Here is a 26,017-nt window from a genome sequence, read left to right as displayed (position 1 = left end):
GGAGTATCGCCATGCTCAAGGCCGCGATTGTCCTGATGCTGTTGGCCACGATTGCCAGCCTGTTCAGTGGGCTGGTGTTTCTGGTCAAGGACGACGAAAACTCGACCCGCTTGTTGAAGGCGCTGACCGTGCGGGTGACCCTGGCAGCCCTGACCATCGGCCTGGTCGCCTGGGGCTTCATCAGTGGCCAGCTGGTTTCTCACGCCCCCTTCTGATCCTACGAGACACCTTGTAGGAGCGGCCTTGCGTCGCGATGGGCCGCGTAGCGGCCCCAAAGGCAGCCAATGCGGCCTATCAGAGGTATCGGCGGTCGCAGGATTGGGGCCGCTACGCGGCCCTTCGCGACGCAAGGCCGCTCCTACAGGGACCGCGCCGTTTGTCAAAGCACGTACACAAAGATGAACAGCCCCACCCACACCACGTCGACGAAGTGCCAGTACCAGCTGGCGGCCTCGAAACCAAAGTGTTTGTCCGGGTTGAAGTGCCCGCGCAGGATGCGCAGGAACATCACGATCAGGATGATCGTGCCAAGTGTCACGTGGGCCCCGTGGAAGCCGGTCAGCATGAAGAACGTCGCGCCATAGATGCCCGAGCCCAGCGTCAGCCCCAGCTTGGTGTAGGCCTCGTGGTACTCGTAGGCCTGCAGCGCAATGAAGCTGGCCCCCAGGACGATGGTCAGCGCCATCCACAATTTCAGCGCACCGCGGTGGTCACGGCGCAGCGCATGGTGGGCAATGGTGATGGTCACGCTGGAGCTCACCAGCAGGATGGTGTTGATCAGCGGCAGGTGCCACGGATCGATCACTTCCTTGGGCGGCGGGAACAGTTTCGGGTCCGGCGTGTGCAGCAGCGGCCAGGTGAATTCGAAGGATGGCCACAGCATGTGCGCCACCCCTTTGGCCCCTTCACCCCCCAACCACGGCCCGGCCAGCACGCGCACGTAGAACAGCGCACCGAAGAATGCCAGGAAGAACATCACCTCGGAAAAGATGAACCAGCTCATGCCCCAGCGGAACGAACGGTCCAGCTGCGGGCTGTACAGTCCCGCGCGGCTCTCCCGCACCACCGAGCCGAACCAGCCAAACAGCATGTAGGCCAGGAACAATGCACCAACGAAGAAGATCAGCGGCCCGTGCGACTCGGGGTGGCCGGCCTTCATGTCGTTGAACCAGGTCCCCAGGCCGAACACCGTGATGAACATGCCGATGGTGGCGATGATCGGCCATTTGCTCTGCGCCGGGACGTAGTAGTGCTGGTGACTTGCCATTGCTGTTCTCCTTCCCTTAACGGGCGCCCTGGACGTCCTGGGCCGCAACGTGCGCGACCGGCGGGTGGCGAGCGGTGATGTCGAACAAGGTGTAGGCCAGTGTCAGGTGCTTCACGCTGGCCGGCAGGTCGCGGTCGACGATGAAGCGCACTGGCATCTCGATGCGTTCGCCGGGCTGCAGCACCTGCTGGGTAAAGCAGAAGCACTCGGTCTTGTGGAAGTACGCCGCGGCCTCGGCCGGGGTGATGCTGGGGATGGCCTGGGCACTCATTGGCCGGTCGGTCGGGTTGTGGGCGACGAAAATCATCTGGTTCACCGCTCCCGGGTTGACCTCCAGCTGATCGGCCGTGGAGTAGAAGTCCCAGACCATGTCGCTGGCATTGGTCGACATGAACTGCACCCGCACCGAACGCGTCGGGTCGGCAAGCTGGCTGCCTTCATACTGCCCGCCGGTCTTGCCATTGATGCCGAAGGCCTTGCACATCACGTCGTAGATCGGCACCAGGGCGAAACCAAAGGCGAACATCACCACCGTCAGCATCAGCAGGCGCAATACCAGGCGTTTCAACGACAGGCCATTCATGGCAGCGTTCCTATTTCACTTCCGGTGGTGTCTGGAAGGTGTGGTAGGGCGCAGGCGAGGGGATCGACCATTCCAGGCCCTCGGCGCCATCCCAAGGCTTGGCCGGCGCTGGCGCACCACCGCGGATGCACTTGATGACGATGAACAGGAAGAACACCTGCGTGGCACCGAACATGAAGGCACCGATCGAGGACACCATGTTGAAGTCGGCGAACTGCAGGTTGTAGTCGGGGATCCGCCGCGGCATGCCGGCCAGGCCGACGAAGTGCATGGGGAAGAACGCCATGTTCATGCCCACGAAAGACAGCCAGAAGTGCAGCTTGCCGAGGGTTTCGTCGTACATGTGGCCGGTCCATTTCGGCAGCCAGTAGTAGGCCGAGGCGAAGATCCCGAAGATGGCCCCGGGCACCAGCACGTAGTGGAAGTGCGCCACCACGAAGTAGGTGTCGTGGTACTGGAAGTCGGCTGGCGCGATGGCCAGCATCAAGCCACTGAAGCCGCCGATGGTGAACAGGATGACGAAGGCGATGGCGAACAGCATCGGGGTCTCGAAGGTGAGCGAGCCCTCCCACATGGTGCTGACCCAGTTGAACACCTTCACCCCGGTGGGGACGGCGATCAGCATGGTGGCGTACATGAAGAACAGCTCGCCGACCACCGGGATGCCGACCACGAACATGTGGTGGGCCCAGACGATGAACGACAGGAAGGCGATTGCGCCGGTGGCGTACACCATGGAGGTGTAGCCGAACAGCGGCTTGCGCGAGAACGCCGGGATGATCGAACTGACCGCGCCGAAGGCCGGCAGGATCATGATGTACACCTCGGGGTGGCCGAAGAACCAGAACACGTGCTGGAACAGCACCGGGTCACCGCCACCGGCGGCACTGAAGAAGCTGGTGCCGAAATGAATATCCATCAGCATCATGGTCACTACGCCGGCCAGCACCGGCATCACTGCAATCAGCAGGAACGCGGTGATCAGCCAGGTCCAGACGAACAATGGCATCTTCATCAGGGTCATGCCCGGGGCACGCAGGTTGAGGATGGTGGCGATCACGTTGATCGCGCCCATGATCGAGCTGATACCCATCAGGTGGATGGCGAAGATGAAGAAGGTGACACTGGCCGGGGCATAGGTGGTGGACAGCGGGGCATAGAAGGTCCAGCCGAAATTCGGCCCGCCGCCCGGGCTGAACAAGGTCGAGACCAGCAGCAGGAAGGCCGCCGGCAGCAGCCAGAAGCTGAAGTTGTTCATCCGCGGCAGGGCCATGTCGGGTGCGCCGATCATCAACGGGATCATCCAGTTGGCCAGGCCGACGAAGGCCGGCATCACCGCGCCGAACACCATGATCAGGCCGTGCATGGTGGTCATCTGGTTGAAGAACGCCGGCTCCACGATCTGCAACCCGGGCTGGAACAGCTCGGCGCGGATCACCATGGCGAACGAGCCACCGAGCAGGAACATGATGAAGCTGAACCACAGGTACATCGTGCCGATGTCCTTGTGGTTGGTGGTCAGCACCCAGCGCATCAGGCCCTTGGCCGGCCCGTGTGCATGCTCATGGCCGTGGGCGTGGTCGTCGATCACTGCACTCATGTCCTGCCTCCTGCAATCCGCTGATTGCCGCGAGTAACCCGGTTCATTGCGCTTCTGCCTGCTTCAGCGCCAGCACGTCCTTCGGCGTGACCATGTCGCCCTTGTTGTTGCCCCAGGCGTTGCGCTCGTAGGTGACCACGGCGGCGATATCGACCTCCGACAGCTGCTTGCCGAACGCCGCCATGGCGGTACCCGGCTTGCCATGGAAGACGATGCCCAGGTGGGCTTCCTTGGGCCCGGTAGCGATCTTCGAGCCCTTGAGCGCCGGGAACATCGGCGGCAGGCCCTGGCCTTCGGCCTGGTGACAGGCTACGCAGGTGGTGTGGTAGACCTTATCGCCGCGCTCCACCAGCTCCTGCAGGGTCCATTCCTTGCTGGTCAGTTCCTTGAGCTTGGCGGCTTCGGCCTTGCGCTCGCCGAGCCAGGTGTCGTAATCGGCCTTGGACTTGACCTCGACCACCACCGGCATGAAGCCGTGATCCTTGCCGCACAGTTCGGTGCACTGGCCACGGTAGATGCCGGGCTTGTCGATGCGAGTCCAGGCTTCGTTGACGAAACCGGGGATGGCATCACGCTTGACCGCGAACGCCGGCACCCACCAGGAGTGAATGACGTCGGCAGCGGTGACCAGGAAGCGCACCTTGGCGCCGACCGGCAGTACCAGCGGCTGGTCGACTTCGAGCAGGTAGTGCTCGTCCTTGGGTGCCTGGTTATGGATCTGGTCGGCAGGGGTGGCCAGGTTGCTGAAGAACTCCACGTCCTGGCCAAGGTATTTGTAGTGCCACTTCCACTGGTAGCCGGTGACCTGGATGTCGATGTCCGGCTCACTGGCGTCGTAGATGTTGATCAGGGTCTTGGTGGCCGGAATGGCCATCGCCACCAGAATCAGGAAAGGGACTACGGTCCAGAGGATTTCCACCCAGGTATGCTCGTGGAAATGCGCAGCCTGCTGGCCGGTGGAGCGGCGGTGGATGACCATCGACCAGAACATCGCGCCAAACACAACCACGCCGATGATCACGCAGATCCAGAAGATGGTCATGTGCAGGTCGAAGACGGCGTTGGAGACTTCCGTCGCCCCTGGGTGCATGTTCACGGTCCAGGCAGCGTTGGCCTGACCAAAAACCGACCACAACAGGAGGCCCATCCAGACATGTGGATGTCGCATCATTGCGGGTTCCCCTTCTCGTTCTTGTTGTCCCGGAGGCGTGGCCTGCGGCAAGAGGGAACGGCGGTCAAGACTGCTGGCTTCGACGACCGAGCCCCTGCTAAAAGCAGTTGGGCCTCATCAACGAATCACGTTCACCGGGAGTATAGACAGCGACCAATGGCACGCAACGACACCCGTGAAATGAACTTCATGAAATGCCCGATCACCTCGGAAAACCGCGCACTTGACGGGGCATGGCGCGATAATGGCATTTCGATATGCCGGAGCATGCACAGCGTCGCGCCACTTATAACAAATGCGTCTTAGGTATTCTGTATACCGAGCTAATTTAGTGTCTTCCGTTTGAAACGTAACGTCCCTGGAGTTGTCATGAACATCGCTGCTGTACGCGAGCAGATTAGCCAAGCCCACGATCACGAAAGCCGTACCGGCCAACTGAAAAAGCGTCTCGAGATACAACTGCCCCACCTGCATCCCTCGATCCAACTGCCTGAGCAGGACGCCCAGGGTACTTTGGCGCGCTTCGTCAGAGCCTACATCGACCAGGTACCGGAATTGCTGGAGGCGGCACACGAGGTCGCCCGTGAAGCCGGTATCGAATCGCAGATCACCCCTGTACTGAAGATTGCCGAGGCTTATTTCCTGCAGCCGCCAAGCATGGTGCAAGGGCATGTGGGGCTGGATTGCCTGCTGGATGAAGCCTACCTGGCTCACCGCCTGGTGGAGGAGGTCAATGACCTGTACATCCGCCATTTCAAGCAACCGCTGATACCTGTGGATACCACCGTGGCCAACCTGGTCGCCCACCAGTTGATTGGTGAAACCTTCGCCAACCAGCTGGATGAGGTGGTGCATCATTCGGTGGATCAGATGCTCGACGACGAGAGCTTCGCCAGCGAATCGGTGGAAGCCTATCGCGCAGCCCTGAGCAGCCCGCAGACAGGCGCGGCCTGGAAGCGCTGGCCGTGCCTGTCCCGTCAGTTGAACGTGGCGTTCGGCCAGACAGGCGCCTGACCCGCACGACCGTCCGGGGAAGGCGGTCCTTCTGCTGCCCATTCGGGCTCATCGCTACTGTCATCCCGCCGTCTGAAGGCGGCGCTTTCCTATTTCAAGGTGATGACAATGACGATCAAAAGAAACCGAGTGTTCACGGACCTGCTGCGTGGTACCTATGGCACGATATGGGGCAACTGGGGCCTCAACCCATCGATCAAGCCTGGCGCCGTCGGCATCGTCGATTCCGATTCCGGCGACTTCAAGCTGGTCGCCGATGCCCTGCCCGGCGTCGAGGTCAGCAAGAATCTGCAGAGCCGCAAGTGGGACTTCAAATCCAGTGGCGTGACCTGCAGGAGCGTCAGCGCCAAAGGGCAGGGAGTGATCCTCGATCCGGGCACGGGGGTCGAGGTCAAACCGGATGCCGCACTGGAGTGGACCTTCGACAAGGAAAATGCCATCACCTCCGAGTTTGCCATCGCCGGTGAGCACAGCATCTGCAACCTCTGCGTGCTGGACGATCAGTACGAATGGCTGCTTGCCCAGGCACGCAAGGTGAACATGGCAACCAGCGCCGGTATATCGGAAGGTTTTGGCGTCGTCACCTCGGTGGTCTACGCCAGCAGTGGCCTGAATGCGGTGTCAAAGAAGAGCAAGGCAAGCTTCACCGTTGCCGGCAGCGCGACTGGCCTGAACCGGTTGCTCGGTGAAGAGGGCATTTCGGGCAACGGCAAGGCGAGTTACCTGTTCACCAGCAACTCAAGTGAAGTCGAGACACACACCCTGCCGGCCAAAAGCGGTGAAGTGGCAACCGACCCCCTACCTGTGGCCTATTACTTCGCATCGTACGCAGGCAGCCGGGTGTTGATTCCGAGCTGGGTCGGCAAGATTGGGGTATTGAACCTGCATGTCGACAGCAAGGCCTCGTCTCTGACTACCTACATCACCAAAGTCACGCTCGCCTACCAGACGCCCTCTGGCCCTGTGGAACATTCCAGTACCGTAATCGGCGGTAGCTCGGCGAGCTTTGGCGATATCCCGCTGACAGCCACCGAGATGGTGCTGACAGCGGAATTCGTCAACATCGGCGCCAATACCCGCAAATCGCTGAAGTGGAACACCCCCGCCACCGAGTGGCTGGGTGGCACCCGTACGGTCAACCTGACCGGTACCTGGCCGGGTGCACCCGAGATGATCGAGGTGAAGAACTGACCTCAGGCACCCGCCACGCTTCGCAGACGTCCCTCCACCCTGCGCTTGAGCCCTCGTTGTTCAATGCGCAGGATCGAGCCACTGGTTCTGCTCCAGTCCTCCAGCAGCTCCAGGCAGGAGTGGTCGATGTAGGTCAGGTTGGCCAGCGGCACATGCAACGTAGTCCCCGCAGGCACGCTATCGAGTACCTGGGTCAGGGCAGGTACCTTGAGGAAGGTTGCCGCACCGCTCAGGCGTAACTCCATATGGCCGCTGGTCTCGAGCTGGGCGAGGCTGATCTTCAGGCGTGCCGCCTTGAAGGCCAGCTTCAGCAGCGTCAGGGCAAAGCCCAGCAACACCCCGGTCAACAGGTCGGTAAAGATGATCGTCACGGCTGTTGCCACGTAGGTGAACATCGGCATCCTGCCGTAGCGGCTCAGGCCGCGCAGGGCCTTGAAGTCGACCAGTTTCACGCCGGTGTACACCAGCACGCCCGCCAGGCTCGCCACCGGAATCTGCTGCAGCACGCTGCCCAGAGCCACGACGAACGCCAACAACCATGCGCCATGCAGAATGGCCGAAGCCCGTGTTTGTGCACCTGCCTGCACGTTAGCCGAGCTGCGTACGATGACGCCAGTCATTGGCAGCGCGCCCAGCAACCCGCAAAGCATGTTGCCAATCCCTTGTGCCGAGAGCTCACGGTCGAAGTCTGAACGTTGCCCGCTATGCATGCGATCCACCGCAGCGGCGGACAACAAGGTTTCGGCGCTGGCGATGAAGGCCAATGCGAAAGCGGCCACCAGCAGGGACGGATCGGCCAGCTTCATGAGGTCATCGGGGCGGATCCAGTCGATGGCTTCGGTTAGGTCCGTCGGCACCTGTACCCGGTTCACCGGCAGTGCCAGCCAGATGGCGATAACCGTCATCGCTGCCACGCCCAACAAGGCACCGGGAACGAAACGCAGCTTGCGCGGCCGCAAGCGCTCCCACCCCCACATGATGGCGATGGTACCCAGCCCGAGTGCACCGGCTTGCCAACCAGAGCCCGCATTCTCCACCGGCAGGGCAGCCGCCACGGTCGAAGGAAATTCCACCAGGTTCTGCAGGCCCGAAGGCTGCGGTGTTGTGTCGAACATCACATGCACCTGGGACAGCACGATCAGCACACCGATACCTGCGAGCATGCCGTAAACAACCGCCGGGGCGGTGACACGGAACCAGCACCCCAGGCGCAGGCGCCCGGCCAGCAATTGCAGCAGGCCAGCCAGCAGCAAGATCGGCCCGAGCATGGCCATGCCATGCTGGCGCACCAGTTCGAACACCAGCACGGCCAGGCCAGCGGCCGGGCCACTCACCTGCAGCGGCGAGCCAGCGAGGAAACCCACGACGATGCCGCCGATGATGCCGGTAATCAGGCCTTTGGCCGGCGGCATCCCCGAAGCGATTGCAATACCCATGCATAACGGCAGGGCTACCAGGAAGACCACCACCGACGCCAGCAACTCACGCGGCAGGGCCGCTTTCAACTGTGTAATGTTCACCGTTGTTTCTCCTTTCTCTGTCACACAGCCATTCCCCTGGCCATGGGCACGTTTGCCCCTGACAAGCGCGCAGGCGCGGGCCGCCAGCAGGCATGCCGGCAGGGCAGTCAGGGAATTCAGGGCAGCCGAAAGCCGCGCCACACCCCAGCAGGGTGCAGCCGGCTATCAAGGTTCCAGCGGGTGGATGGGTCGCTTAGTAGCGGCCTCTCGGAGTAGCGCAGGGGACCGGCTCGCCAGCGGCAAGCGGCAGGAAGCTGTCGCTGGCAGCGTCGTAGGCTTCGATCTTGCTGGTCTCGATGTCGTAGACCCAGCCATGGATGAACAGCTCACCGGCTGCCAGGCGCGAAGCCACCGAAGGGTGAGTGCGCAGGTGATGCAACTGAGCGATGACGTTTTCCTTGGTCAGCACTTGCATCGTTTCGTGTTCGCTACCGCACGAACAGTTGTTCTCGACCACGGTGCGGGCCACTTCGGCGTGGCGCAGCCAGGCGGAAACGGTCGGCATCTTGGTCAGCGATTGCGGGTTGAGCACTGCACGCATTGCGCCACAGTCGGAGTGGCCACAGACGATGATGTGGTGCACTTTCAATGCCAGCACCGCGTACTCGATAGCGCTGGAAACGCCGCCGTTCATCTGACCATAAGGCGGTACCACGTTACCGACGTTACGGGTCACGAACAGGTCGCCTGGCGAACTCTGGGTGATCAGCTCGGGAACGATGCGCGAGTCGGCGCAGGTGATGAACATGGCACGCGGGGTTTGCGCGGTGGCGAGCTTCTTGAACAGCTCTTGCTGCTCGGGGAAAACGTCATGGTGAAAACGCAGGAAGCCGTCGACGATGTGCTTAAGGGCGGCATCGGCGCTCTCCGCGGGGACCTGCGGAACAACCTTGGATGGGTCCTTGATGGGCATGATTCATCCTCTTGACGGTGTTGTAGGTAAATCCATTTTACCGGTGAAAGATTTTGGCTATGCAGGGTTTTAGATGACGCGCATGGGCCATAGATCACAGTCGCTGCAAACTGATTTGCTACGCTAGCGGGGAAAACTTAACTGAAACTTAATTCGACGGCTCTAGAACGGGCGTTCCAGAACAAAGAGGCGGGAATTGAATAATAGCAAAAAACCATCAACTGCCAAGAGTCATTAGCACAATTATTTGCTTGCATGAGTCTCACTGAGGGTTTGCAACGTGCCCTTTTCCCATTACTAGAACAGTGCCATCTGCCCACCCGGCGGGCAGAACGCCGAGCAATCCAGCGCCTGCGCTTCCCGTCCCTCGAAGTCCAGCCGTCTCATGGCCTTGGCGAACCGCTGCGCCAGCAAATCGGCAAACACCCCTTCACCGCGCATGCGCGCACCAAACCGGCTGTCATACAGTTCACCACCGCGGCTCTGACGGATCAGGCTCAGGACGTGTGCCGCCCGTTGCGGGTAGTGGTCCTGCAGCCATTGCTCGAACAGCGGCGCCACCTCCAGCGGCAGCCGCAGCATCATGTAGGCCGCACTCTGTGCACCGGCCTCCCGGGCCGCCTCGAGCAGGCGCTCCAGCTCACTGTCGTTGATCATCGGGATCATCGGCGAACACAGCACACCTACCGGCACGCCGGCCTCGCGCAATACGCGAATGGCGCGCAACCTTGCCTTGGGCGAGGCTGCACGCGGCTCGAGCACCCGCTTGAGGCCATCGTCCAGGGTTGTCAGGCTGATCATCACCCGTGCCAAACGCTGGCTGGCCATTTCGGCCAGCAGGTCGAGGTCGCGCAAGACCAGCGCGCCCTTGGTGACGATGGTCACCGGGTGGCGAAAGCGCAGCAGCACTTCGAGCAGGCGACGGGTCAACATCTGTTCCCGCTCGATTGGCTGGTAGGGGTCGGTATTGGAGCCCAGGTTGATCGGCGCGCAGACATAACCCGGCTTGCTCAGTTGTTGCGCCAGCACCTCGGCAGCGTTGGTCTTGGCGATCAGCTTGGTCTCGAAATCCAGGCCGGGGGAAAGGTCCCAGTAAGCATGCGAAGGACGGGCGTAGCAGTAGATGCAGCCATGCTCGCAACCGCGGTAAGGATTGATCGAACGGTCGAAGGGCAGGTCGGGCGAGGTATTGCGGCTGATGACCGATTTGGCCATCTCGACCCGCACCTCGGTGCCCTGGGTTTGCGGCACCTCCTGGTACCAGCCGTCATCCTCCGCCACCGAGTGGCTCGGGGCGAAGCGGTTGTGCGGGTTGTGCGCCGTACCACGGCCCTTTGGCGGTGCTGGATGAAACATGGCTGTGCCTCGATACTGTACTTATATACAGTAAAGGGTGCGCCATGATCTTTCCAGCACCTCTGGTCAGCACACCTTCACGCCAAACCATGCCAGCGCAGGTATGGCGTAGGGCTCGCCTGTCGACCAAGGAATGCCTCGATGCCTTCGCGCAACGGCCGCGCTGCCCCTGGGGCGAACAGCGCCTCCTGCAGTTCACGGCCAGTCGCTCGGTCCAGCAGCCCTGCCGCTTCAAAGCGGGTGAACAGGTCGAAGGCGTGGACATCCGACCACAGGTACGCGTAATAGCCTGCGTCGTAGCCATTCACCAGGTGGTCGAAGGCATGCGCCGGGTGCTCGAAGCCTGCCAGGGGCCAATAACCGCAACGCTCGCGAGCCTGCTCCAGGCGCTGCTCGAGCGTCCTGCCATCGTTTGGCGTGGCATGCAGGTCCAGATCGAACAGCGCCAGGCTCAGATCACGTGCAATCTCTTCCACGCCTTGCTGCCGCAAGCGATACAGACACTCACCGACCCGCGCACGGTCAAGCGGGCTGCCATCCCGCTGGTGCGACGAGATCGCCACCAGGTAATCCGCATCCCAGACCCAGCGCTCGAACAACTTGCCGACCAGTTCCACGCCATCGGTGCCGAGTTCGGTAACGTTGGACATCACGTGATTGGTCGTGCGCACCAGCAAGTGGTGCAGGGCGTGGCCGAACTCATGGAACAGCTTGCGAAGCGACAGGTGGTCGAGCAACGGCTGGCCACCCGGCAGCGCTGGCGGCACGTCACTGAAGACCACCACCGAGGCCGCCTGGTAGATCCCTTCGGCATCGACTCGACGGTTGCGTATGTAGGTGGTGAACACCGCGTCGGGCTGCTTGCCAGCATGCTGTACGGCATCCAGGTAGAGGAAACCGATGAAGGCGTTGTCCTGCCACACTTCGAACGGCTGCACACTGTCATGCCAGGTAGCCAGCGGCCTGGGCTGCAACACTACGCCCAACAGCTGCTCCGTCAGCTGCTGCAACGCAGTGACGACGGCATTGAGCGGGAAGTATTCGCGCAAGGTTTCGGTGGAGAGAACAGCCGGGGGCGGGGCCTGGAGGTAGGCAATGTCCCAGGGCTGCACAGGCGCCAGCCCTTGGGCCGCCGCCCGGCGTTCGATCTCCGCGCGCCATTGCAACATGCCAGGGCGGACTTGGTCCGCCAGGTGGTGAAGAAAGCCTCGCACCTCGGCCGCCGCGCCAGCACTCTTCACCAGCAGGCTCTGCTCCAGATGGCTGGCGAAGCCAAGCAAGCGTGCCTTTTCATCAAGCCACGTCGCCAGTTGCTGCAAGTGCAAGCGATTGTCCTGCCCAGGCTCGTCACTGACCCCGCGTGCATGGTAAGCGCGGTACACACGCTCACGTAACGGGCGGTTCCCGGCGTACCTGAGCGCGTCATCGGTGGCCACGCTTTCACAGGCGATCAACCAGCCCGACAGCGCTGCTTCGCGTGCACGTTCGGCCCATTCATCGCGTATCCGCTGCGGAATGCCGTTCAGCTCGGTTTCATCGGTGACGTGCAACCCTGGCCGGTTGATGTTGGCACGGAAAGCCTCGCGTGCAGTGCCGATATGCGCCTGCAATTGGGCCAGGCGCGCCTTTGCGGTGGCGTCGAGCTTCGCTCCATTGGTGGTGAACTTGTCCAGGTGCCAGCGCAGGGTAGTCCTCTTGCGAGCATCCAGCTGCTTGCCAATGTCGCTGTTGGCCAGACGCTCATACAAGGCCTGCAGCGCTGAGTTGGCAAACTTCTGGTCGAAGCGTGCCGTTGCCTTGCCGTAGAAGTCGATAATGGCATCGGCCCAGTCATCGTCCCGGCCAACCAGTGGTGAAGCGGCGTATAGCACCGATAGCAGCTGGGCATCCAGGCCATCCACCGCCAGTACCATGTCGTCCCAGGTTGGCATCACCTGCTGGTCGCGAATGATACGGTCGATGCCTTGCTCATGCGCCAACAGCACATGGGCGAAGGCAGCAGCCATGTTTTCCAGGGTGATCGCCGGATAATCGACGGGGATATGGCTATTTTGCAGAAGCGGGTTGTCCATGACGCTACACCTTGCTCGTAGTGGGGAGCAGGGGAGCTTGCAGGCTTGCTGCGCGGCACGAGGCCTGACTATCTACCACCCGGGCGTGGCGCCCGGGCGGCACGGCGGCTTCAGTCAGCCGGTTTCTTCAGCTTCGGGTTGGGGAAGAACTGCACGGTCTGCACCTTGGCGGGCGCCGCTTTCGGTGCCAGCTGGTTGACCCGCGTGCCGAGCTCCTTGGGCACCGACAGGCCCTGCTCGTTGAGGGTATCGGTGAAGCCGCAGGCCACGCACTCGCGGTGCGGTACGCCGTCTTCGTTCCACATCATCAGCTTGTCGGTCTCGCTGCATGCCGGGCACACCGCCCCGGCAATGAAGCGCTTCTTGGTCTTGTTCACGGCTACCTCGCTCATGCTGCAGCGTCCTCGCTCAGGCCACTGTGGCGCAGCAAGGCATCGATGGAAGGTTCACGGCCACGGAAGTCGACGAACAGCACCATCGGCTCGCGTGAACCGCCGCGAGCCAGAATCGCCTCACGGAAGGCGCGACCGGTCTCGGCATTCAGCACGCCCTCTTCCTCGAAGCGCGAGAAGGCATCGGCAGACAGCACTTCGGCCCACTTGTAGCTGTAGTAGCCGGCTGCGTAGCCGCCCGCGAAGATGTGCGCAAAGCTGTTGGGGAAGCGGTTGTACGCCGGCGGGCGCATCACCGACACCTCGTCGCGTACGCCTTCGAGTACCTGAAGCACACTGCGGCCATCGCCATGGCTGGCGTGCAGTTCGAAGTCGAACAGCGAGAACTCCAGCTGGCGCACCATCATCATGCCCGACTGGAAGTTCTTCGCCGCCAGCATCTTGTCCAGCAGGTCTTGCGGCAGCGGCGCACCGGTTTCGAAGTGGCCGGAGATCAGCGCCAGGCCTTCAGGCTCCCAGCACCAGTTTTCCATGAACTGGCTGGGCAGCTCGACAGCGTCCCAGGCCACGCCATTGATACCGGAAACACCGGCATGCTCGATGCGGGTCAGCAAGTGGTGCAGGCCGTGACCGAACTCGTGGAACAGCGTGGTCACTTCGTCGTGGGTCAGCAAGGCCGGCTTGCCCGGCGCAGCCGGGGTAAAGTTGCAGACCAGGTTGGCCACCGGGCTCTGCAGGCGGCCATCGGCCGTGCGGCGACGGTCACGGGCGCCGTCCATCCAGGCACCGCCACGCTTGTTGGCGCGAGCGTACAGGTCGAAGAAGAAGCGGCCGACGTGCTGGCCGTTTTCCTTGATCTCGAACAGGCGCACGTCCGGGTGCCAACTGTCGAAGCCCTTGAGTTCGGCGATTTCGATGCCGTACAGGCGCTGAACGATGCTGAACAGGCCACCCAGCACCTTGTCGATCGGGAAATAGGCGCGCAGGGCTTCCTGCGACACGCTGTAGCGCTGTTCACGCAGCTTCTCGCCGAAGTAACCGGCGTCCCAGCTGGCCAGCTCGGGGCAGCCCTGCTCGGCGGCATAGGCCTTGAGCTGCGCCAGGTCCTGTGCGGCGAACGGCTTGGAACGCTTGGCCAGGTCGCGCAGGAAGCTCAGCACCTGGTCGCTGGACTCGGCCATCTTGGTAGCCAGGCTCAGTTCGGCGTAGTTCTGGTAACCCAGCAGTTCGGCCAACTCCTGGCGCAGGGCAAGGATTTCCTGCATCACCGGGCCGTTGTCGAACTGACCGGCGTTCGGGCCCTGATCCGAGGCACGGGTGCAGTAGGCGGCATACAGTTCTTCGCGCAGGGCACGGTCGTTGGCGTAGGTCATCACCGCGTAGTAGCTGGGGAACTCCAGGGTGATCAGCCAGCCGTCGAGCCCCTTGGCCTGCGCGGCGGCAGCCATCTGCGCCTTGGCCGAATCGGTCAGGCCGGCCAGTGCGGCTTCGTCGGTAACGTGCTTGGTCCAGGCTTGGGTGGCGTCGAGCAACTGGTTGGAGAAGCGGCTACCCAGCTCGCTGAGCTTGCTCTGCACTTCGGCGTAGCGCTGCTGCTTGTCCGCCGGCAGGTCGATACCCGACAGGCGGAAGTCACGCAGGGCATGCTCGAGGATAGTCTTCTGCGCCACGTCGAAGCCGGCAGCCTCCGGGCTGTCGATCAGCGCCTGGTAGGCTTCGAACAGCGCTCGGTTCTGCCCAAGTTCGGTAGAGTAGGCGCTCAGCGCCGGCAGGCACGACTCATAGGCCTCACGCAGCTCGGGGCTGTTGCACACCGCATTGAGGTGGCTGACCGGGCTCCAGGCGGCGCCCAGGCGGTCGTTCAGTTCGTCCATGGCCAGCACCAGGCCAGCCCAGGAGGGGTTCTTGCCCTGCTTTTCGAGGATCTCGGCAATGGCTTTACGGTTGTCGGCCAGGATCGCTTCGATCGCCGGCAACACGTGTTCGGCACGGATTTGCGAGAAGGGCGGCAGATCGTAGGACTGCAGAAGCGGGTTGTTCGCACTCACGGTTTGGATACCTTGGCAGAAGAAACACTGGCCCATCTTAATTACAATCGACGCCGACCGCAGCAGGCAGCCTGCCTATCGGCACAGATGAGAGACGCTATCATGGCCATCCGAAGCTTCCAGCAACACACTCCGAAAGTTGGACCACGGGCCTTCGTCGACCGTTCGGCGATCGTGCTGGGCGACGTGGAAATCGGCGAGGACAGCTCGGTGTGGCCGCTGACCGTGGTGCGCGGCGACATGCACCGTATCCGCATCGGCGCACGCACCAGCGTGCAGGACGGCAGTGTCCTGCACATCACCCACGCCAGCACGTATAACCCTGACGGCTTCCCGCTGATCATCGGCGACGAAGTGACCATCGGCCACAAGGTCATGCTGCATGGCTGCACTCTGGGCAACCGCATCCTGGTCGGCATGGGCAGCACCATCATGGACGGCGCCATCGTCGAGGACGAAGTGATCATTGGTGCCGGCAGCCTGGTACCGCCGGGCAAGCGCCTGGTCAGTGGCTACCTGTACATGGGTAGCCCGGTGAAACAGGCCCGGCTGCTGAACGACCAGGAGCATGCGTTCTTTGCCTACAGCGCCAGCAACTATGTGAAGCTCAAGGACCAGCATCTGGCCGAAGGCTACGATCAACCTGAATGACCGATTCGCGGGCTTGCCCGCTCCCACAGGTCTAGTGGAGTCTTCAAGGCCAGCGCTGTACCTGTGGGAGCGGGCGAGCCCGCGAAGAAGGCCACGCAGCACTCAAGTGGAACCTATGTAAATGCACCAGCAGAACATCCTCTTCGACCTCGACGGCACCCTGACCGACCCGCGCCAGGGCATCACCCGCTCGATCCAGTACGCCTTGGCCAAGCTGGGCATCGACGAGCCGGACCTGGCCCGCCTCGAACACTTCATCGGCCCGCCCTTGCTGCAGGCGTTCATGCAGTTCTATGGCTTCGACGAGGCCAAGGCCTGGGAGGCGGTGAACTTCTACCGGGAACGCTTCCGCGTCACCGGCCTGTATGAAAACCTAGTGTTCGAAGGTGTGCCGGAACTGCTCGCAGCCCTGAATGGCCAAGGCCGCACCCTGTACATCGCTACCTCCAAGCCCTGGGAGTTCGCCCGTGAAATTGCCCGTCACTTCGCTTTCGACCAGCATTTCAAGGTGATCTATGGCAGTGAACTGGATGGCACACGCACCAACAAGGTCGAGCTGATTCGCCACCTGCTGGACGAAGAGGGGCTGGACCCGGCGCAGACGCTGATGATCGGCGACCGCAAGCATGACCTGATCGGTGCACGCAGCAACGGCTTGCAGGCGGTGGCGGTGGGGTATGGGTTTGGCAGCCGGGAGGAGTTGATGGCGGAAGAGCCGGCCTATCACTTTGCAACCTTGGCCGAAATGCATCGAGCGTTTCTCGAGGCTTGAGGGCCATGGGGCTGCTTTGCAGCCCATCGCGACGCAAGGCCGCTCCTACCAGGACCGCGTAGGCTTTGTAGCGCGATGGGCCGCAACATCTGATGGGTTGACCATCAACCGCTGCAACGCCGCTTTGCGCTCCTCGATCGGCAGCCGTCCCAACTGCTCCACCCGCTGATAAAACCGCGCCCAGTCCCCACCCACCTCGCGGAACAGTGCTGCGAACGCTGGCACCCACTGGTCATACAGCCCGAACGGCAACAGCTTGGCATTGTTCATCGGCCCATACATCCAGGCGTCGTAACGCTTGTCGCCGCCCCACTGGCCGTCACGCAGCAGCCGGTACTCCCGCCTCAACCGCTCGAACTCGGCCTGCTTGGCCACGCGCTTTTGCGCATCGTCCAACGGCCCGGCATAAATGGCCTGCAACCGCTCGCGGCTGGCCAGTACGAGCCGGATGAACTGGTCACGCTGCGGCCCCTGGGCCTGGTCAACCGCTGCAAGCCCACGCGCCACGCGCCATTGCCGCGTGCCCTCCTGCTCGACGAAGGAGGCGAATGACTCGTTGAACTCGGTGTCGTCCTGCACATAGAAGCGCTGGTGGGCCAGTTCATGGAAGATCAACGTGGCCAGGCGCTCATCGCCCCAGCCAACCATCGACGACAGGATCGGGTCATCGAACCAGCCCAGGGTCGAATAGGCTTCCACGCCGCTCACGTACACGTCCATGCCGTCCTGCCGCATCAACGCCGCCGCCCCGCGTGCCGCCCCCAGCTGGTAGTAACCGCGATACGCCACGCAGCCGGCGATCGGGAAGCAGTGCGTGACCGGCTGCAGTGACAGCTCGGGGGTGGCGAACACATTCCACACCACAAAGGGCCGGCCAAGTTCCACGTACACCCGGTAGCTGCGGTTGTCCGGCAATTTCAGCTGCTGGCTGGCAAACGCGCGTGCCTGCTCGGCATGCGTCAGTCGCTCACGCAACTGCGGCGAGGTAGCAGGGTCGGCCACGACTCGCTCCACCGACTGACGGGCACGCAGCAGTTGCCACTGGCCTTCGGCCAACTGCCCGTAATAGGTCGTACTGGCACAACCGTTCAGCAGGAGCGCGGCAAGCGTGGGAACCAAACGGGTGAAAAAGCGGTCGAGTGCCCCAGGGCCCGAGCGCTGAACAAGAAAAAATCGAAGCATCCGGTAGGTCAGACTCGCTCTAGGCCGTTTCACTTCAAGACTATCTCGCCAAGGGGGAGTTTCGCCATGCGCGCACTGTTGGTTGCCGGCTCACTGTTGCTGATATCCGCCTGCTCGACCCTGCCGGACCCGGACCCGAACCAGGCCTGGATCGACCTCACCCCCTACGACAACACCTCGCTGCATGCGCTGCAGGTCGATGAACGAGACTGGGCCGATAGCCGTTATTTCGAAGTGCCGCCCGGCAGCCATGAGCTGACCGTGCGCTACCAGTTCCCGGTTACCCCCAGCAATATCGGCCCGGTCGACGAGCCGCTGTGGCGCGACTGCCAGGTCAAACTGACCTTCAAGGACTTCGGCGCCGGCCAGCGCTACCAGCTGCAGGCTGGCAGCATCGGTTTCCGGCCCTGGATCAAGCTCTACGACCATCAGCAAAAGCTGGTTGGCCAGGGCCTGCCCGCTGGCTGTCAACACAGCTGACAGGCACGAATGGCGCTATGCTTGTAGCGTGTAATCCGCAAGCGGGAGTCTTGCCATGCGCCAGCCCATGATGCTGATCGCCCTCAGTACACTGGGGGCCTGCGCCAGCCCCTTGCCGCCCGTCGACCCCAAGCAGGCCTGGGTCGACCTCTATACCACCACCCCAGGCAGGGTCATCATGGCCGACCGCCTCGACGGAAAACGACTGGATGACGGCCGTTACTTCCAGGTGACACCAGGCAAGCACGAACTGGTCGTGCGTTTCGATTACGAAATCTACTCTGGCGGCATCACCACCGACCCCAGGGACCGAACCTGCTACCTGACTGTACGCTTCGACAACTTCAAGGCCGGGGAACGCTATCGCCTGGAGGCACGGGCACCGGTAATGGAGCCGCAAGTGCTGCTGTATGACGGCAACCGCAAGGTGGTGGTCAACGAACCTAGCGAAGTGTTCTGCATTCCGTGATCACCGGCTGCTGCACGGCCCCGGGGTTCGCCGCTACTGGTCGTTCTTCTGGTAGATGATCTTCTTGCTGCCGCCATCACAGGTCCCGACGACCATGCTCGGGTCCTTCACTTCGCTGTTGGGCACGATTTCCAGGGTGTAGGAGGGAACCCCCTGGGCCTGTATCTTGGTCTCGATCTCGGCCTTGAGCTCCTCGCACGGCTTCACCGCCGCCAGCGCAGAGGTGGCGACCAGGGAAGCCAACACGGTGATTGCTACGCGAATCATGAAACGGCTCCTGAAAGGGGCAGCATGCTGCCGACGCTGTCTAGACTACAGCAAACCGCCCTCATTGCACCGCTTCAGCCCACCAGTGCCGCATCCAGGCTGATCCTGGCGTTCAGTACCTTGGATACCGGGCAACCCGCCTTGGCCTTGTTGGCGATATCCAGGAACTGCGCCTCGCTTGCTCCGGGGACCTTGGCCCGCAGTACCAGGTGCACGGCGGTAATGGCAAAGCCATCAGGCTGCTTGTCGAGGGTCACCTCGGCGGCAGTGTCGATCCGCTCGGCAGTCAGCCCCGCTTCGCCCAGCATCATCGACAGCGCCATCGAGAAGCAGCCAGCATGTGCCGCTCCGATCAGCTCTTCCGGATTGGTGCCGGGCGAGCCTTCGAAACGGGTATTGAAACCGTAGGGGTTCTGCTTGAGCGCGCCGCTTTCCGTGGAGAGCAGGCCTTTGCCGTCCTTCAGGCCACCTTGCCAGATCGCCGATGCTGTCTTTTTCATGCTACCTCCTGGTCACTGGTTACATACCTACCGGTTCAGAGGCCTGCCACGCCTGGCAAGTTCAGCGCAATCTGACCGCAGGCATTGAATCCAACGAATACGCCCATACAGAGTCAAAAAGGCCTCTGGCCAACCATTCCTGCGGAGGCACCATGACCCAGTTGCGTGACCTGAAAATATCCACCCTCGACCTGGTGCCCGTGCGCGCCGACGCTGGCCCGGCCCAATCGCTACGTAACTCGCTGGACCTGGCGCAGCATGTCGAACGCTTTGGCTACCACCGCTTCTGGGTAGCCGAGCACCACAACATGGACGGCATCGCCAGTTCCGCCACTGCGGTGCTGATCGGCTACCTGGCCGGTGGTACTTCGAGCATTCGCGTGGGCTCTGGCGGGGTCATGCTGCCCAACCATGCACCGCTGGTGATCGCCGAACAGTTCGGCACCCTGGCCAGCCTGTATCCAGGGCGCATCGACCTGGGCCTGGGCCGTGCCCCGGGCTCCGACCAGATGACCGCCTACGCCCTGCGCCGCGACCGTGCTGGCGGCCCGGACGATTTCCCGGACGACGTCGAGGAGCTGTCGCGCTACCTCGGCCCGCGCACCGATGAGCAGAAAGTGATTGCGGTGCCAGGGCACGACACCGAGGTGCCGATGTGGCTGCTTGGCTCCAGCCTGTTCAGTGCCCAGCTGGCTGGTATGCGCGGCATGCCCTATGCCTTCGCCTCACACTTCGCGCCGCGCTACATGCACGAGGCGATCCGCGTGTACCGCAACCACTTCAAGCCCTCCACCACGCTGGACAAGCCGTACGTGATGCTGGGTATTCCGATGGTCGTGGCGGAAACCGACGAGAAGGCCGAATACCTGGCCACTTCGGTGTACCAGCGTATCCTGGCGCTGATCCGCGGGCAGAGCTTGATGCAGAAGCCGCCGGTGGCAAGCATGGAGGGCCTGTGGCTACCGCATGAGCGGGATGCGGTGGGCAGCTTCCTGGGCCTGGCGATGATTGGCAGCCCAGAGAAAGTGCGGGCCAAGGTGGAAGTGCTGCTGGAGCAGACCGGGGCGGATGAGCTGATCTTTACCTGTGATCTGTATGAGCATGCCGACCGGGTGCGGTCGTACGAGTTGCTGGCGCAGGCCCTCAGGGCCGAGTGACCTTCTGCGCCGGCAAACCCGGCGCGGTCAGCTGTAGGAGCGGTTTGTGTCGCGAAGGGCTGCGAAGCAGCCCCGGCTATCTGTGCACCTGCGCTGAAATCCTGGGGCTGCTTCGCAGCCCTTCGCGACACAAGGCCGCTCCTACAGGGACAGCGCCACGTTCAAGCCTATCGGGCCGGCGAAGACGCCAAGCCATCAGCCACGGCGGTAGACGATCTCCTTGGTGCCGGCCTCGCAGCTACCAATCACCTTGCCCGCCGGTTCGCCCTTCTTCACCACCTCCAAGGTGTAACCCTGGACACCTTTGGCATCCAGCTTGGCTGCAATCTCCGCCTTCAGTTCCTCGCAGGGCTTGCCTGCTGCCAACGCCCCACCGGCCAGGCTCAGCAGGCCCAGCGCCAGAATCAGTTTGTTCATCGATCGCTTTCCTTGTGCAGATGAAATCAGAAAAGGGCGCCTGCCAAGGCGCCCGCTTCTTAAATATCCCATCCTGCCGGACTCATCCAGCCCGGTAATATTTCAGCTGTTGGCGATACGGAAGCCAACCTTCAGCGTGACCTGGAAGTGTGCCGCCTTGTTGTCGCGGATATGGCCACGGGTGTCGACTACCTCGAACCACTCCAGGTGCTTGATGCTCTTGCCAGCTTCGGCCAGGGCATTGTTGATCGCCTCCTCTATGCTGGTGGTCGAAGACCCTACCAGCTCGATCTTCTTGTAAGTGTGATGATCGGTCATGAGCGCTCTCCTTGGATGACGGTGTGATTGAGCCTAGCAGCGCAGGCAGGGTTTACCTGCGAGCCGATACGAATGTGCAAAGTTCGATCGCACTTTCGCTTCGCTTGGCAGTCGCAACCTCTACAGCCCACAACGCGAAGGAGAGTCAACATGCCCCGCAATTCGCTGCGAAAAGCATCCCTGGAAAGCATGGAAGCCGAGATCGAAAGCCTGCTGAAGAGCCTGGAGAGCCTCAAACACGACGCCTCGGAAGAATCCCAGAAGTCGGTCAAGGCCATCCGCAGCAGCGCCGAGAGCGCCCTTCGCCATTCTCGTAGCCTGCTGAGCGACGCCTATGAGGAAATGAAGCAGCGCACCCGCCAGACCGGCATCGCTACCCGTGACTACGCGCAGCAGCACCCTTACACCACGGCAGGTGTTGCCATCGGTGCACTGGGCCTGCTGGCGGCTTACCTGCTGTGCAAACGCAACTAAGCGCCTTGACCGGCCAGTTCGGCGCGTAGCCATCGCGCCAGCTGCTCGGCGCGCCCGTCTGCGGCGCGCCGGGGCACCCATAACGCCAGCACCGCCGAAGTAGGGGAAAAGCCCCAAGGCGCACGCAAACGCCCCGCCCGCAGGTCATCGGCGACCAGCGGCTGCGGCGCAATGGCTACGCCCAGGCCCGCCACAGCAGCTTCCAGCAGGTAGTACAAGTGCTCGAAGGCCTGCCCATACTGCAATGCCCTCGGCTCCAGCCCCTGTTCCGCCGCCCAGGTCGGCCAGGCCTGCGGGCGCGAGGTGGTGTGCAGCAAGGCCTCGTCGAGCAAGGCGCTGGCAGGTGCACCCTGCAAGCGCTCGAAACCAGCAAAATGCGGGCTGAGCACTGGCCCGATGCGTTCTTCGGCCAGCACGTGCACCTGCATGTCTGCCGGCCATGGCGGCTCGGCATATACCAACAGCGCATCCAGCCCCGGCCGCCGCGGGTCGAGGTCGCCTTCGCCTGCCGACAGGTGCAGGCGCAGCTCGGGCAAATCGGCCTTCAGCCGCCCCAGCCGCGGTATGAACCAGCGCGCCAACAAGCTGCCCGAGCAGCCCAGGACGAACGGTGCCTCACTCACGTCGCGGCTGAGTTCGGCACATACGCTGCGCAGCCGATCGAACGCTTCGCCGCTGGCATCACGCAGGCGGATACCGGCATCTGTGAGTTTGATGCCACGTCCGTCCTTGACGAACAGCGCAACCCCCAGGTGTTCTTCAAGCACCTTGAGCTGCCGGCTGACCGCGCCGTGGGTGACGTGCAGCGCTTCAGCCGCCTGGCTGACGCTATTAAGCCGGGCGGTGGCCTCGAAGGCTCGCAGGGCGTTGAGGGGAGGGAGGTCGTGAGCCATTTTACCTGTGAGTTTTCCTGACAAGTTTGCGCAATCTTATCGGTTTTCAGCCAGGCCTGTCGTGGTTAGAGTAAAGCCCATACCTCATCGACTACGCCCTGGAGCGCCCCATGACCCAGTCCCAATACCGCCCCGGCCCAGATGCCAATGGCCTGTTCGGCTCGTTCGGCGGCCGCTACGTGGCCGAAACCCTGATGCCATTGGTGCTGGACCTGGCCCGCGAATACGAAGCAGCCAAGGCAGACCCGAAATTCCTCGAAGAGCTGGCCTATTTCCAGCGCGACTACATCGGCCGCCCCAACCCACTGTACTTCGCCGAACGCCTGACCGAGCACTGCGGCGGGGCAAAGATCTTCTTCAAGCGTGAAGAGCTCAACCACACCGGCGCGCACAAGGTGAACAACTGCATCGGCCAGGTGCTGCTGGCCAAGCGCATGGGCAAGAAGCGCCTGATCGCCGAAACCGGTGCCGGCATGCACGGCGTTGCCACTGCTACCGTTGCCGCGCGCTTCGGCCTGCCTTGCGTGATCTACATGGGCGCTACGGACATCGAGCGCCAGCAGGCCAACGTATTCCGCATGAAGCTGCTGGGCGCCGAGATCGTTCCGGTCACCGCCGGCACCGGCACCCTCAAGGACGCCATGAACGAGGCCCTGCGCGACTGGGTCACCAACGTCGAAGACACCTTCTACCTGATCGGTACCGTGGCCGGCCCACACCCTTATCCGGCCATGGTTCGCGACTTCCAGTCGATCATCGGCAAGGAAACCCGCGCCCAGCTGCAAGAGAAGGAAGGCCGCCTGCCAGACAGCCTGGTCGCCTGCGTCGGTGGCGGTTCCAACGCCATGGGCCTGTTCCATGAATTCCTCGAAGAACCGAGCGTGCAGATCATTGGCGTCGAAGCCGGTGGCCACGGCGTGCACACCGACAAACATGCCGCCAGCCTCAACGGCGGCGTCCCAGGCGTGCTGCACGGCAACCGTACCTACCTGCTGCAGGATGCAGACGGCCAGATTACCGACGCCCATTCGATTTCCGCCGGCCTGGACTACCCGGGCATCGGCCCGGAGCATGCCTACCTGCACGAAGTGAAACGGGTGGAATACGTCAGCATCACCGACGACGAAGCGTTGGATGCGTTCCACGCCACCTGCCGCCTGGAAGGCATCATCCCGGCCCTGGAGAGCTCCCATGCCTTGGCCGAGGCGATCAAGCGCGCACCGAAGCTGCCCAAGGACCACCTGATGGTCGTGTGCCTGTCGGGCCGCGGCGACAAAGACATGCAAACCGTCATGAACCACATGGCTGCCCAGGAGAAACAGGCATGAGCCGTCTTGAACAACGCTTCGCCGAGCTGAAGGCCGAAGGCCGCTCGGCACTGGTCACCTTCATTACCGCGGGCGACCCGGGCTATGACGCCTCGCTGCAGATCCTCAAGGGCCTGCCGGCAGCCGGTGCCGACGTGATCGAACTGGGCATGCCGTTCACCGACCCGATGGCCGATGGCGTGGCCATCCAGCTGGCCACCCTGCGTGCCCTGGAAGCCGGCCAGACCCTGGCCAAGACCCTGCAGATGGTTCGCGATTTCCGTGTGGGTGACCAGGCCACGCCGATCGTGCTGATGGGCTACTACAACCCGATCCACCGCTTTGGCGTGGAACAGTTCGTGGCCGAGGCCAGGCAAGCGGGCGTCGATGGCCTGATCATCGTCGACCTGCCGCCGGAGCACGACGCCGAACTGGCTACCCCGGCCCAGGCCGCAGGCATCGACTTCATCCGCCTGACCACCCCGACCACCGATGATGTGCGCCTGCCGCGCGTGCTGGAGCGCAGCTCCGGGTTCGTCTACTACGTGTCGGTGGCCGGTGTGACCGGCGCCGGCTCGGCCACCACCGAGCACGTGACCGAGGCCATTGCCCGCCTGCGTCGGCATACCGACCTGCCGATCAGCGTTGGCTTCGGCATTCGTACGCCGGAGCAGGCGGCGAACATCGCCCGCTTGGCGGATGGTGTGGTGGTGGGCTCGGCACTGGTCGACAAGATTGCCCAGGCCGAGACTGGCGAGCAGGCGGTGAACGATGTACTGAGCCTTTGCTCGGCATTGGCTGAAGGGGTGCGTGGCGCTCGTCGCTGAACCGCGGCGCCCTCTTCGCGGGCATACCCGCTCCCACAGGTACAGCGCCGTACCCAGGCCCTGTGATACCCCTGTCGGAGCGGGCGTGCCCGCGAAGAGGCCCTCGTAAGCAACAGAGCCTCAGCCCCCAAAAATAGACAGATCCAAAGGCCTTACAGCCCCCATCCAGATCGCATGATCACGGTGATCCGCCAATTCATCCCCGGTCAGCGGGTGCATGAACACCACCAGCCCCTTGCGATACAACGCCAACCAAGGCAACACCACCCCCACCACCTCCGGCCCGAACGCCAGCTGGCAGCTCCAGTCCGGGTGTGGCCCCACCGGCTGCTGGTGCATGCGCCCCATGGTCACCGGGAACAGTCGCGCGGCCTCCTCGCACAACTCACGGGCCTGCTCCATGGTCGCTGCGTCGTAGTACACGTGGGCGTGGTAACCCTTGATTCTCTGCACGATAACTCCTGATTACGGTCCAAACCTCACCACCTGCAAAGGGAGTGATGCCGTGAAAAACGCCGAAACGCCGGTGTTCAAGCTGGTCCTGTTCGGGGCTGAAAGCAGCTTGGGCAATGCTTTGATGGTCGAACTGCTGTCACGCCAGCACGAAGTCACGGCCGTGGTGAATGACCTCAACCGCCACGCGCCGCGCCCGGGCCTGCATTTCAAGATAGGCGGGCTGGGCGATGCCGACCAGGCGGAACAGGGTGCGGCAGGCGGTTCGGCGGTGATTGCCCTGCTGTCGACACTGGCGCCGGGCGACCTGCCAGGCCAGGCGCGCATGAGCGAGGCGCTGGTGGCGGGCCTCAAGCGCACGACTATACGCCGGCTGTTGCTGGTGGGCGATTTCGATGTGCTGGACAAGCCGGCCAAGTACAGTGAAGCGGAGCGGGAATGCGTGGACCAGATGGTTGATGGCTTGCAGCGCAGTGCCTTGCACTGGACGTTGATCAATGCGCCGCCGGAGCTGCCCGGGTTGGGGATGGAGCATTTTCGCAATACCGAGGGCACGCTGGAGCCGGGGTTGGCAGAGCCGTTGCGGCACCTGGCCGGGGTCGCGGCGGGGATGGTGGATATGCTGGAACTGGACTTGCACCGGGGCGAGCATCTGAACTTCGTGGTCTAGATGGCCGGGGCTGCTGCGCAGCCCATCGCGACACAAGGCCGCTCCTACCTCGA

At 62.8% G+C, this 26,017-nt stretch carries 29 protein-coding genes; 12 read left to right on the top strand and 17 right to left on the bottom strand.

Features of this window, described 5'->3' with window-relative positions; all coding sequences use genetic code 11:
• The first annotated feature begins 11 nt into the window (after positions 1–11).
• A complete protein-coding gene (locus HG549_RS00340; protein WP_003258925.1) occupies positions 12–215 on the top strand; it encodes a twin transmembrane helix small protein in 204 nt (67 codons plus the stop codon).
• Between the two features lie 164 nt (positions 216–379).
• On the opposite strand, the gene HG549_RS00335 is transcribed toward HG549_RS00340, so the two are convergent.
• The 4 genes from HG549_RS00335 to coxB are packed head-to-tail and all read right to left on the bottom strand — an operon-like array spanning position 380 to position 4,621.
• On the bottom strand, positions 380–1,267 hold the full coding sequence (locus HG549_RS00335) for a cytochrome c oxidase subunit 3 (RefSeq protein ID WP_170027644.1): 888 nt from the start codon (positions 1,265–1,267) through the stop codon (positions 380–382).
• Between the two features lie 16 nt (positions 1,268–1,283).
• Positions 1,284–1,850, bottom strand: coding sequence for a cytochrome c oxidase assembly protein (locus HG549_RS00330; RefSeq protein WP_170027642.1), 567 nt, complete (start codon positions 1,848–1,850; stop codon positions 1,284–1,286).
• Between the two features lie 10 nt (positions 1,851–1,860).
• Complete coding sequence (gene ctaD / locus HG549_RS00325) at positions 1,861–3,450, bottom strand: cytochrome c oxidase subunit I (protein ID WP_170027640.1); 1,590 nt, start codon at positions 3,448–3,450, stop codon at positions 1,861–1,863.
• A 43-nt stretch (positions 3,451–3,493) separates the two neighbouring features.
• Entirely contained in the window at positions 3,494–4,621 is a 1,128-nt protein-coding gene (gene coxB, locus HG549_RS00320; RefSeq protein WP_170027638.1) for a cytochrome c oxidase subunit II, read from the bottom strand.
• 369 nt (positions 4,622–4,990) lie between these two features.
• On the opposite strand from coxB, the gene HG549_RS00315 reads away from it, so the two are divergent.
• Together HG549_RS00315 and HG549_RS00310 are read left to right on the top strand one after the other, a co-directional pair.
• On the top strand, positions 4,991–5,635 hold the full coding sequence (locus HG549_RS00315; RefSeq protein ID WP_170027636.1) for a hypothetical protein: 645 nt from the start codon (positions 4,991–4,993) through the stop codon (positions 5,633–5,635).
• Positions 5,636–5,743: 108 nt separating this feature from the next.
• Positions 5,744–6,826 carry a hypothetical protein gene (locus HG549_RS00310; protein ID WP_170027634.1) on the top strand — a complete coding sequence of 361 codons (1,083 nt, stop codon included), beginning with the start codon at positions 5,744–5,746 and terminating at the stop codon, positions 6,824–6,826.
• Between the two features lie 2 nt (positions 6,827–6,828).
• Here HG549_RS00310 and HG549_RS00305 read toward each other — a convergent pair whose 3' ends face one another.
• The 6 genes from HG549_RS00305 to prlC form a co-directional block, all read right to left on the bottom strand.
• A complete protein-coding gene (locus HG549_RS00305) occupies positions 6,829–8,346 on the bottom strand; it encodes a SulP family inorganic anion transporter (RefSeq protein ID WP_170027632.1) in 1,518 nt (505 codons plus the stop codon).
• 193 nt (positions 8,347–8,539) lie between these two features.
• Positions 8,540–9,259, bottom strand: coding sequence for a carbonic anhydrase (locus HG549_RS00300; protein WP_063912352.1), 720 nt, complete (start codon positions 9,257–9,259; stop codon positions 8,540–8,542).
• A 297-nt stretch (positions 9,260–9,556) separates the two neighbouring features.
• Positions 9,557–10,615: a PA0069 family radical SAM protein gene (locus tag HG549_RS00295; protein WP_170027630.1), complete on the bottom strand. Its 1,059-nt coding sequence runs from the start codon at positions 10,613–10,615 to the stop codon at positions 9,557–9,559.
• A 77-nt stretch (positions 10,616–10,692) separates the two neighbouring features.
• Positions 10,693–12,687 (bottom strand): M3 family metallopeptidase, encoded by a 1,995-nt coding sequence (locus HG549_RS00290; protein WP_170027628.1) that lies wholly within the window; start codon positions 12,685–12,687, stop codon positions 10,693–10,695.
• Positions 12,688–12,797: 110 nt separating this feature from the next.
• Positions 12,798–13,079 (bottom strand): YheV family putative zinc ribbon protein, encoded by a 282-nt coding sequence (locus tag HG549_RS00285; protein ID WP_170027626.1) that lies wholly within the window; start codon positions 13,077–13,079, stop codon positions 12,798–12,800.
• Positions 13,076–15,163 carry an oligopeptidase A gene (prlC, locus tag HG549_RS00280; RefSeq protein WP_170027624.1) on the bottom strand — a complete coding sequence of 696 codons (2,088 nt, stop codon included), beginning with the start codon at positions 15,161–15,163 and terminating at the stop codon, positions 13,076–13,078. The genes HG549_RS00285 and prlC overlap by 4 nt, the downstream gene beginning before the upstream one ends.
• A gap of 66 nt (positions 15,164–15,229) precedes the next feature.
• Between prlC and HG549_RS00275 the strand changes: the two genes are divergently transcribed.
• Positions 15,230–15,778 (top strand): gamma carbonic anhydrase family protein, encoded by a 549-nt coding sequence (locus tag HG549_RS00275; protein ID WP_170027622.1) that lies wholly within the window; start codon positions 15,230–15,232, stop codon positions 15,776–15,778.
• Between the two features lie 121 nt (positions 15,779–15,899).
• Complete coding sequence (locus HG549_RS00270) at positions 15,900–16,550, top strand: HAD family hydrolase (RefSeq protein ID WP_170027620.1); 651 nt, start codon at positions 15,900–15,902, stop codon at positions 16,548–16,550.
• A gap of 45 nt (positions 16,551–16,595) precedes the next feature.
• Here HG549_RS00270 and HG549_RS00265 read toward each other — a convergent pair whose 3' ends face one another.
• Positions 16,596–17,732, bottom strand: coding sequence for an aminopeptidase (locus HG549_RS00265; RefSeq protein ID WP_170027618.1), 1,137 nt, complete (start codon positions 17,730–17,732; stop codon positions 16,596–16,598).
• A gap of 66 nt (positions 17,733–17,798) precedes the next feature.
• Here HG549_RS00265 and HG549_RS00260 point away from each other — a divergent pair, with 66 nt between their 5' ends.
• On the top strand, positions 17,799–18,212 hold the full coding sequence (locus HG549_RS00260; protein WP_170027616.1) for a hypothetical protein: 414 nt from the start codon (positions 17,799–17,801) through the stop codon (positions 18,210–18,212).
• Between the two features lie 55 nt (positions 18,213–18,267).
• Complete coding sequence (locus tag HG549_RS00255) at positions 18,268–18,681, top strand: hypothetical protein (RefSeq protein WP_170027614.1); 414 nt, start codon at positions 18,268–18,270, stop codon at positions 18,679–18,681.
• A 33-nt stretch (positions 18,682–18,714) separates the two neighbouring features.
• Here HG549_RS00255 and HG549_RS00250 read toward each other — a convergent pair whose 3' ends face one another.
• Entirely contained in the window at positions 18,715–18,948 is a 234-nt protein-coding gene (locus HG549_RS00250; protein ID WP_170027612.1) for a DUF1161 domain-containing protein, read from the bottom strand.
• A gap of 74 nt (positions 18,949–19,022) precedes the next feature.
• Positions 19,023–19,448, bottom strand: coding sequence for an OsmC family protein (locus tag HG549_RS00245; RefSeq protein WP_170027610.1), 426 nt, complete (start codon positions 19,446–19,448; stop codon positions 19,023–19,025).
• A 152-nt stretch (positions 19,449–19,600) separates the two neighbouring features.
• Between HG549_RS00245 and HG549_RS00240 the strand changes: the two genes are divergently transcribed.
• Positions 19,601–20,605, top strand: a complete 1,005-nt coding sequence (locus tag HG549_RS00240; RefSeq protein WP_170027608.1) for an LLM class flavin-dependent oxidoreductase — start codon at positions 19,601–19,603, stop codon at positions 20,603–20,605.
• 195 nt (positions 20,606–20,800) lie between these two features.
• On the opposite strand, the gene HG549_RS00235 is transcribed toward HG549_RS00240, so the two are convergent.
• Together HG549_RS00235 and HG549_RS00230 are read right to left on the bottom strand one after the other, a co-directional pair.
• Entirely contained in the window at positions 20,801–21,022 is a 222-nt protein-coding gene (locus HG549_RS00235; protein ID WP_170027606.1) for a DUF1161 domain-containing protein, read from the bottom strand.
• 102 nt (positions 21,023–21,124) lie between these two features.
• On the bottom strand, positions 21,125–21,340 hold the full coding sequence (locus HG549_RS00230) for a dodecin (RefSeq protein ID WP_170027603.1): 216 nt from the start codon (positions 21,338–21,340) through the stop codon (positions 21,125–21,127).
• Positions 21,341–21,490: 150 nt separating this feature from the next.
• Between HG549_RS00230 and HG549_RS00225 the strand changes: the two genes are divergently transcribed.
• A complete protein-coding gene (locus HG549_RS00225; RefSeq protein WP_170027601.1) occupies positions 21,491–21,814 on the top strand; it encodes a YqjD family protein in 324 nt (107 codons plus the stop codon).
• Here the strand turns inward: HG549_RS00225 and HG549_RS00220 are convergent.
• A complete protein-coding gene (locus tag HG549_RS00220; protein WP_170027599.1) occupies positions 21,811–22,707 on the bottom strand; it encodes a LysR family transcriptional regulator in 897 nt (298 codons plus the stop codon). The two genes, HG549_RS00225 and HG549_RS00220, sit on opposite strands and share 4 nt — an antisense overlap.
• Before the next feature lie 110 nt (positions 22,708–22,817).
• Here HG549_RS00220 and trpB point away from each other — a divergent pair, with 110 nt between their 5' ends.
• Both trpB and trpA read left to right on the top strand, forming a co-directional pair.
• On the top strand, positions 22,818–24,035 hold the full coding sequence (gene trpB, locus HG549_RS00215; protein ID WP_012269890.1) for a tryptophan synthase subunit beta: 1,218 nt from the start codon (positions 22,818–22,820) through the stop codon (positions 24,033–24,035).
• Positions 24,032–24,841 carry a tryptophan synthase subunit alpha gene (gene trpA, locus HG549_RS00210; protein ID WP_170027597.1) on the top strand — a complete coding sequence of 270 codons (810 nt, stop codon included), beginning with the start codon at positions 24,032–24,034 and terminating at the stop codon, positions 24,839–24,841. The genes trpB and trpA overlap by 4 nt, the downstream gene beginning before the upstream one ends.
• A gap of 120 nt (positions 24,842–24,961) precedes the next feature.
• Here the strand turns inward: trpA and HG549_RS00205 are convergent, their stop codons facing one another.
• Positions 24,962–25,294, bottom strand: coding sequence for a DOPA 4,5-dioxygenase family protein (locus tag HG549_RS00205; protein ID WP_170027595.1), 333 nt, complete (start codon positions 25,292–25,294; stop codon positions 24,962–24,964).
• Between the two features lie 52 nt (positions 25,295–25,346).
• On the opposite strand from HG549_RS00205, the gene HG549_RS00200 reads away from it, so the two are divergent.
• Complete coding sequence (locus HG549_RS00200; RefSeq protein WP_170027593.1) at positions 25,347–25,964, top strand: NAD(P)-dependent oxidoreductase; 618 nt, start codon at positions 25,347–25,349, stop codon at positions 25,962–25,964.
• The last annotated feature ends 53 nt before the right edge of the window (positions 25,965–26,017 follow it).

This window comes from Pseudomonas sp. SK (genome assembly GCF_012975065.1).
Lineage (GTDB): Bacteria > Pseudomonadota > Gammaproteobacteria > Pseudomonadales > Pseudomonadaceae > Aquipseudomonas > Aquipseudomonas anuradhapurensis.
This window is presented reverse-complemented; position numbering and strand designations above follow the sequence as displayed.

Excerpts from the sequence above, each read along its gene's own strand:
- HG549_RS00340 (WP_003258925.1), top strand. The coding sequence starts at position 12 with ATGCTCAAGGCCGCGATTGTCCTGATGCTGTTGGCCACGATTGCCAGC.
- HG549_RS00335 (WP_170027644.1), bottom strand. The coding sequence starts at position 1,267 with ATGGCAAGTCACCAGCACTACTACGTCCCGGCGCAGAGCAAATGGCCG.
- HG549_RS00330 (WP_170027642.1), bottom strand. The coding sequence starts at position 1,850 with ATGAATGGCCTGTCGTTGAAACGCCTGGTATTGCGCCTGCTGATGCTG.
- ctaD (WP_170027640.1), bottom strand. The coding sequence starts at position 3,450 with ATGAGTGCAGTGATCGACGACCACGCCCACGGCCATGAGCATGCACAC.
- coxB (WP_170027638.1), bottom strand. The coding sequence starts at position 4,621 with ATGATGCGACATCCACATGTCTGGATGGGCCTCCTGTTGTGGTCGGTT.
- HG549_RS00315 (WP_170027636.1), top strand. The coding sequence starts at position 4,991 with ATGAACATCGCTGCTGTACGCGAGCAGATTAGCCAAGCCCACGATCAC.
- HG549_RS00310 (WP_170027634.1), top strand. The coding sequence starts at position 5,744 with ATGACGATCAAAAGAAACCGAGTGTTCACGGACCTGCTGCGTGGTACC.
- HG549_RS00300 (WP_063912352.1), bottom strand. The coding sequence starts at position 9,259 with ATGCCCATCAAGGACCCATCCAAGGTTGTTCCGCAGGTCCCCGCGGAG.
- HG549_RS00295 (WP_170027630.1), bottom strand. The coding sequence starts at position 10,615 with ATGTTTCATCCAGCACCGCCAAAGGGCCGTGGTACGGCGCACAACCCG.
- HG549_RS00290 (WP_170027628.1), bottom strand. The coding sequence starts at position 12,687 with ATGGACAACCCGCTTCTGCAAAATAGCCATATCCCCGTCGATTATCCG.
- HG549_RS00285 (WP_170027626.1), bottom strand. The coding sequence starts at position 13,079 with ATGAGCGAGGTAGCCGTGAACAAGACCAAGAAGCGCTTCATTGCCGGG.
- prlC (WP_170027624.1), bottom strand. The coding sequence starts at position 15,163 with ATGGGCCAGTGTTTCTTCTGCCAAGGTATCCAAACCGTGAGTGCGAAC.
- HG549_RS00275 (WP_170027622.1), top strand. The coding sequence starts at position 15,230 with ATGGCCATCCGAAGCTTCCAGCAACACACTCCGAAAGTTGGACCACGG.
- HG549_RS00270 (WP_170027620.1), top strand. The coding sequence starts at position 15,900 with ATGCACCAGCAGAACATCCTCTTCGACCTCGACGGCACCCTGACCGAC.
- HG549_RS00265 (WP_170027618.1), bottom strand. The coding sequence starts at position 17,732 with ATGCTTCGATTTTTTCTTGTTCAGCGCTCGGGCCCTGGGGCACTCGAC.
- HG549_RS00260 (WP_170027616.1), top strand. The coding sequence starts at position 17,799 with ATGCGCGCACTGTTGGTTGCCGGCTCACTGTTGCTGATATCCGCCTGC.
- HG549_RS00255 (WP_170027614.1), top strand. The coding sequence starts at position 18,268 with ATGCGCCAGCCCATGATGCTGATCGCCCTCAGTACACTGGGGGCCTGC.
- HG549_RS00250 (WP_170027612.1), bottom strand. The coding sequence starts at position 18,948 with ATGATTCGCGTAGCAATCACCGTGTTGGCTTCCCTGGTCGCCACCTCT.
- HG549_RS00245 (WP_170027610.1), bottom strand. The coding sequence starts at position 19,448 with ATGAAAAAGACAGCATCGGCGATCTGGCAAGGTGGCCTGAAGGACGGC.
- HG549_RS00240 (WP_170027608.1), top strand. The coding sequence starts at position 19,601 with ATGACCCAGTTGCGTGACCTGAAAATATCCACCCTCGACCTGGTGCCC.
- HG549_RS00235 (WP_170027606.1), bottom strand. The coding sequence starts at position 21,022 with ATGAACAAACTGATTCTGGCGCTGGGCCTGCTGAGCCTGGCCGGTGGG.
- HG549_RS00230 (WP_170027603.1), bottom strand. The coding sequence starts at position 21,340 with ATGACCGATCATCACACTTACAAGAAGATCGAGCTGGTAGGGTCTTCG.
- HG549_RS00225 (WP_170027601.1), top strand. The coding sequence starts at position 21,491 with ATGCCCCGCAATTCGCTGCGAAAAGCATCCCTGGAAAGCATGGAAGCC.
- HG549_RS00220 (WP_170027599.1), bottom strand. The coding sequence starts at position 22,707 with ATGGCTCACGACCTCCCTCCCCTCAACGCCCTGCGAGCCTTCGAGGCC.
- trpB (WP_012269890.1), top strand. The coding sequence starts at position 22,818 with ATGACCCAGTCCCAATACCGCCCCGGCCCAGATGCCAATGGCCTGTTC.
- trpA (WP_170027597.1), top strand. The coding sequence starts at position 24,032 with ATGAGCCGTCTTGAACAACGCTTCGCCGAGCTGAAGGCCGAAGGCCGC.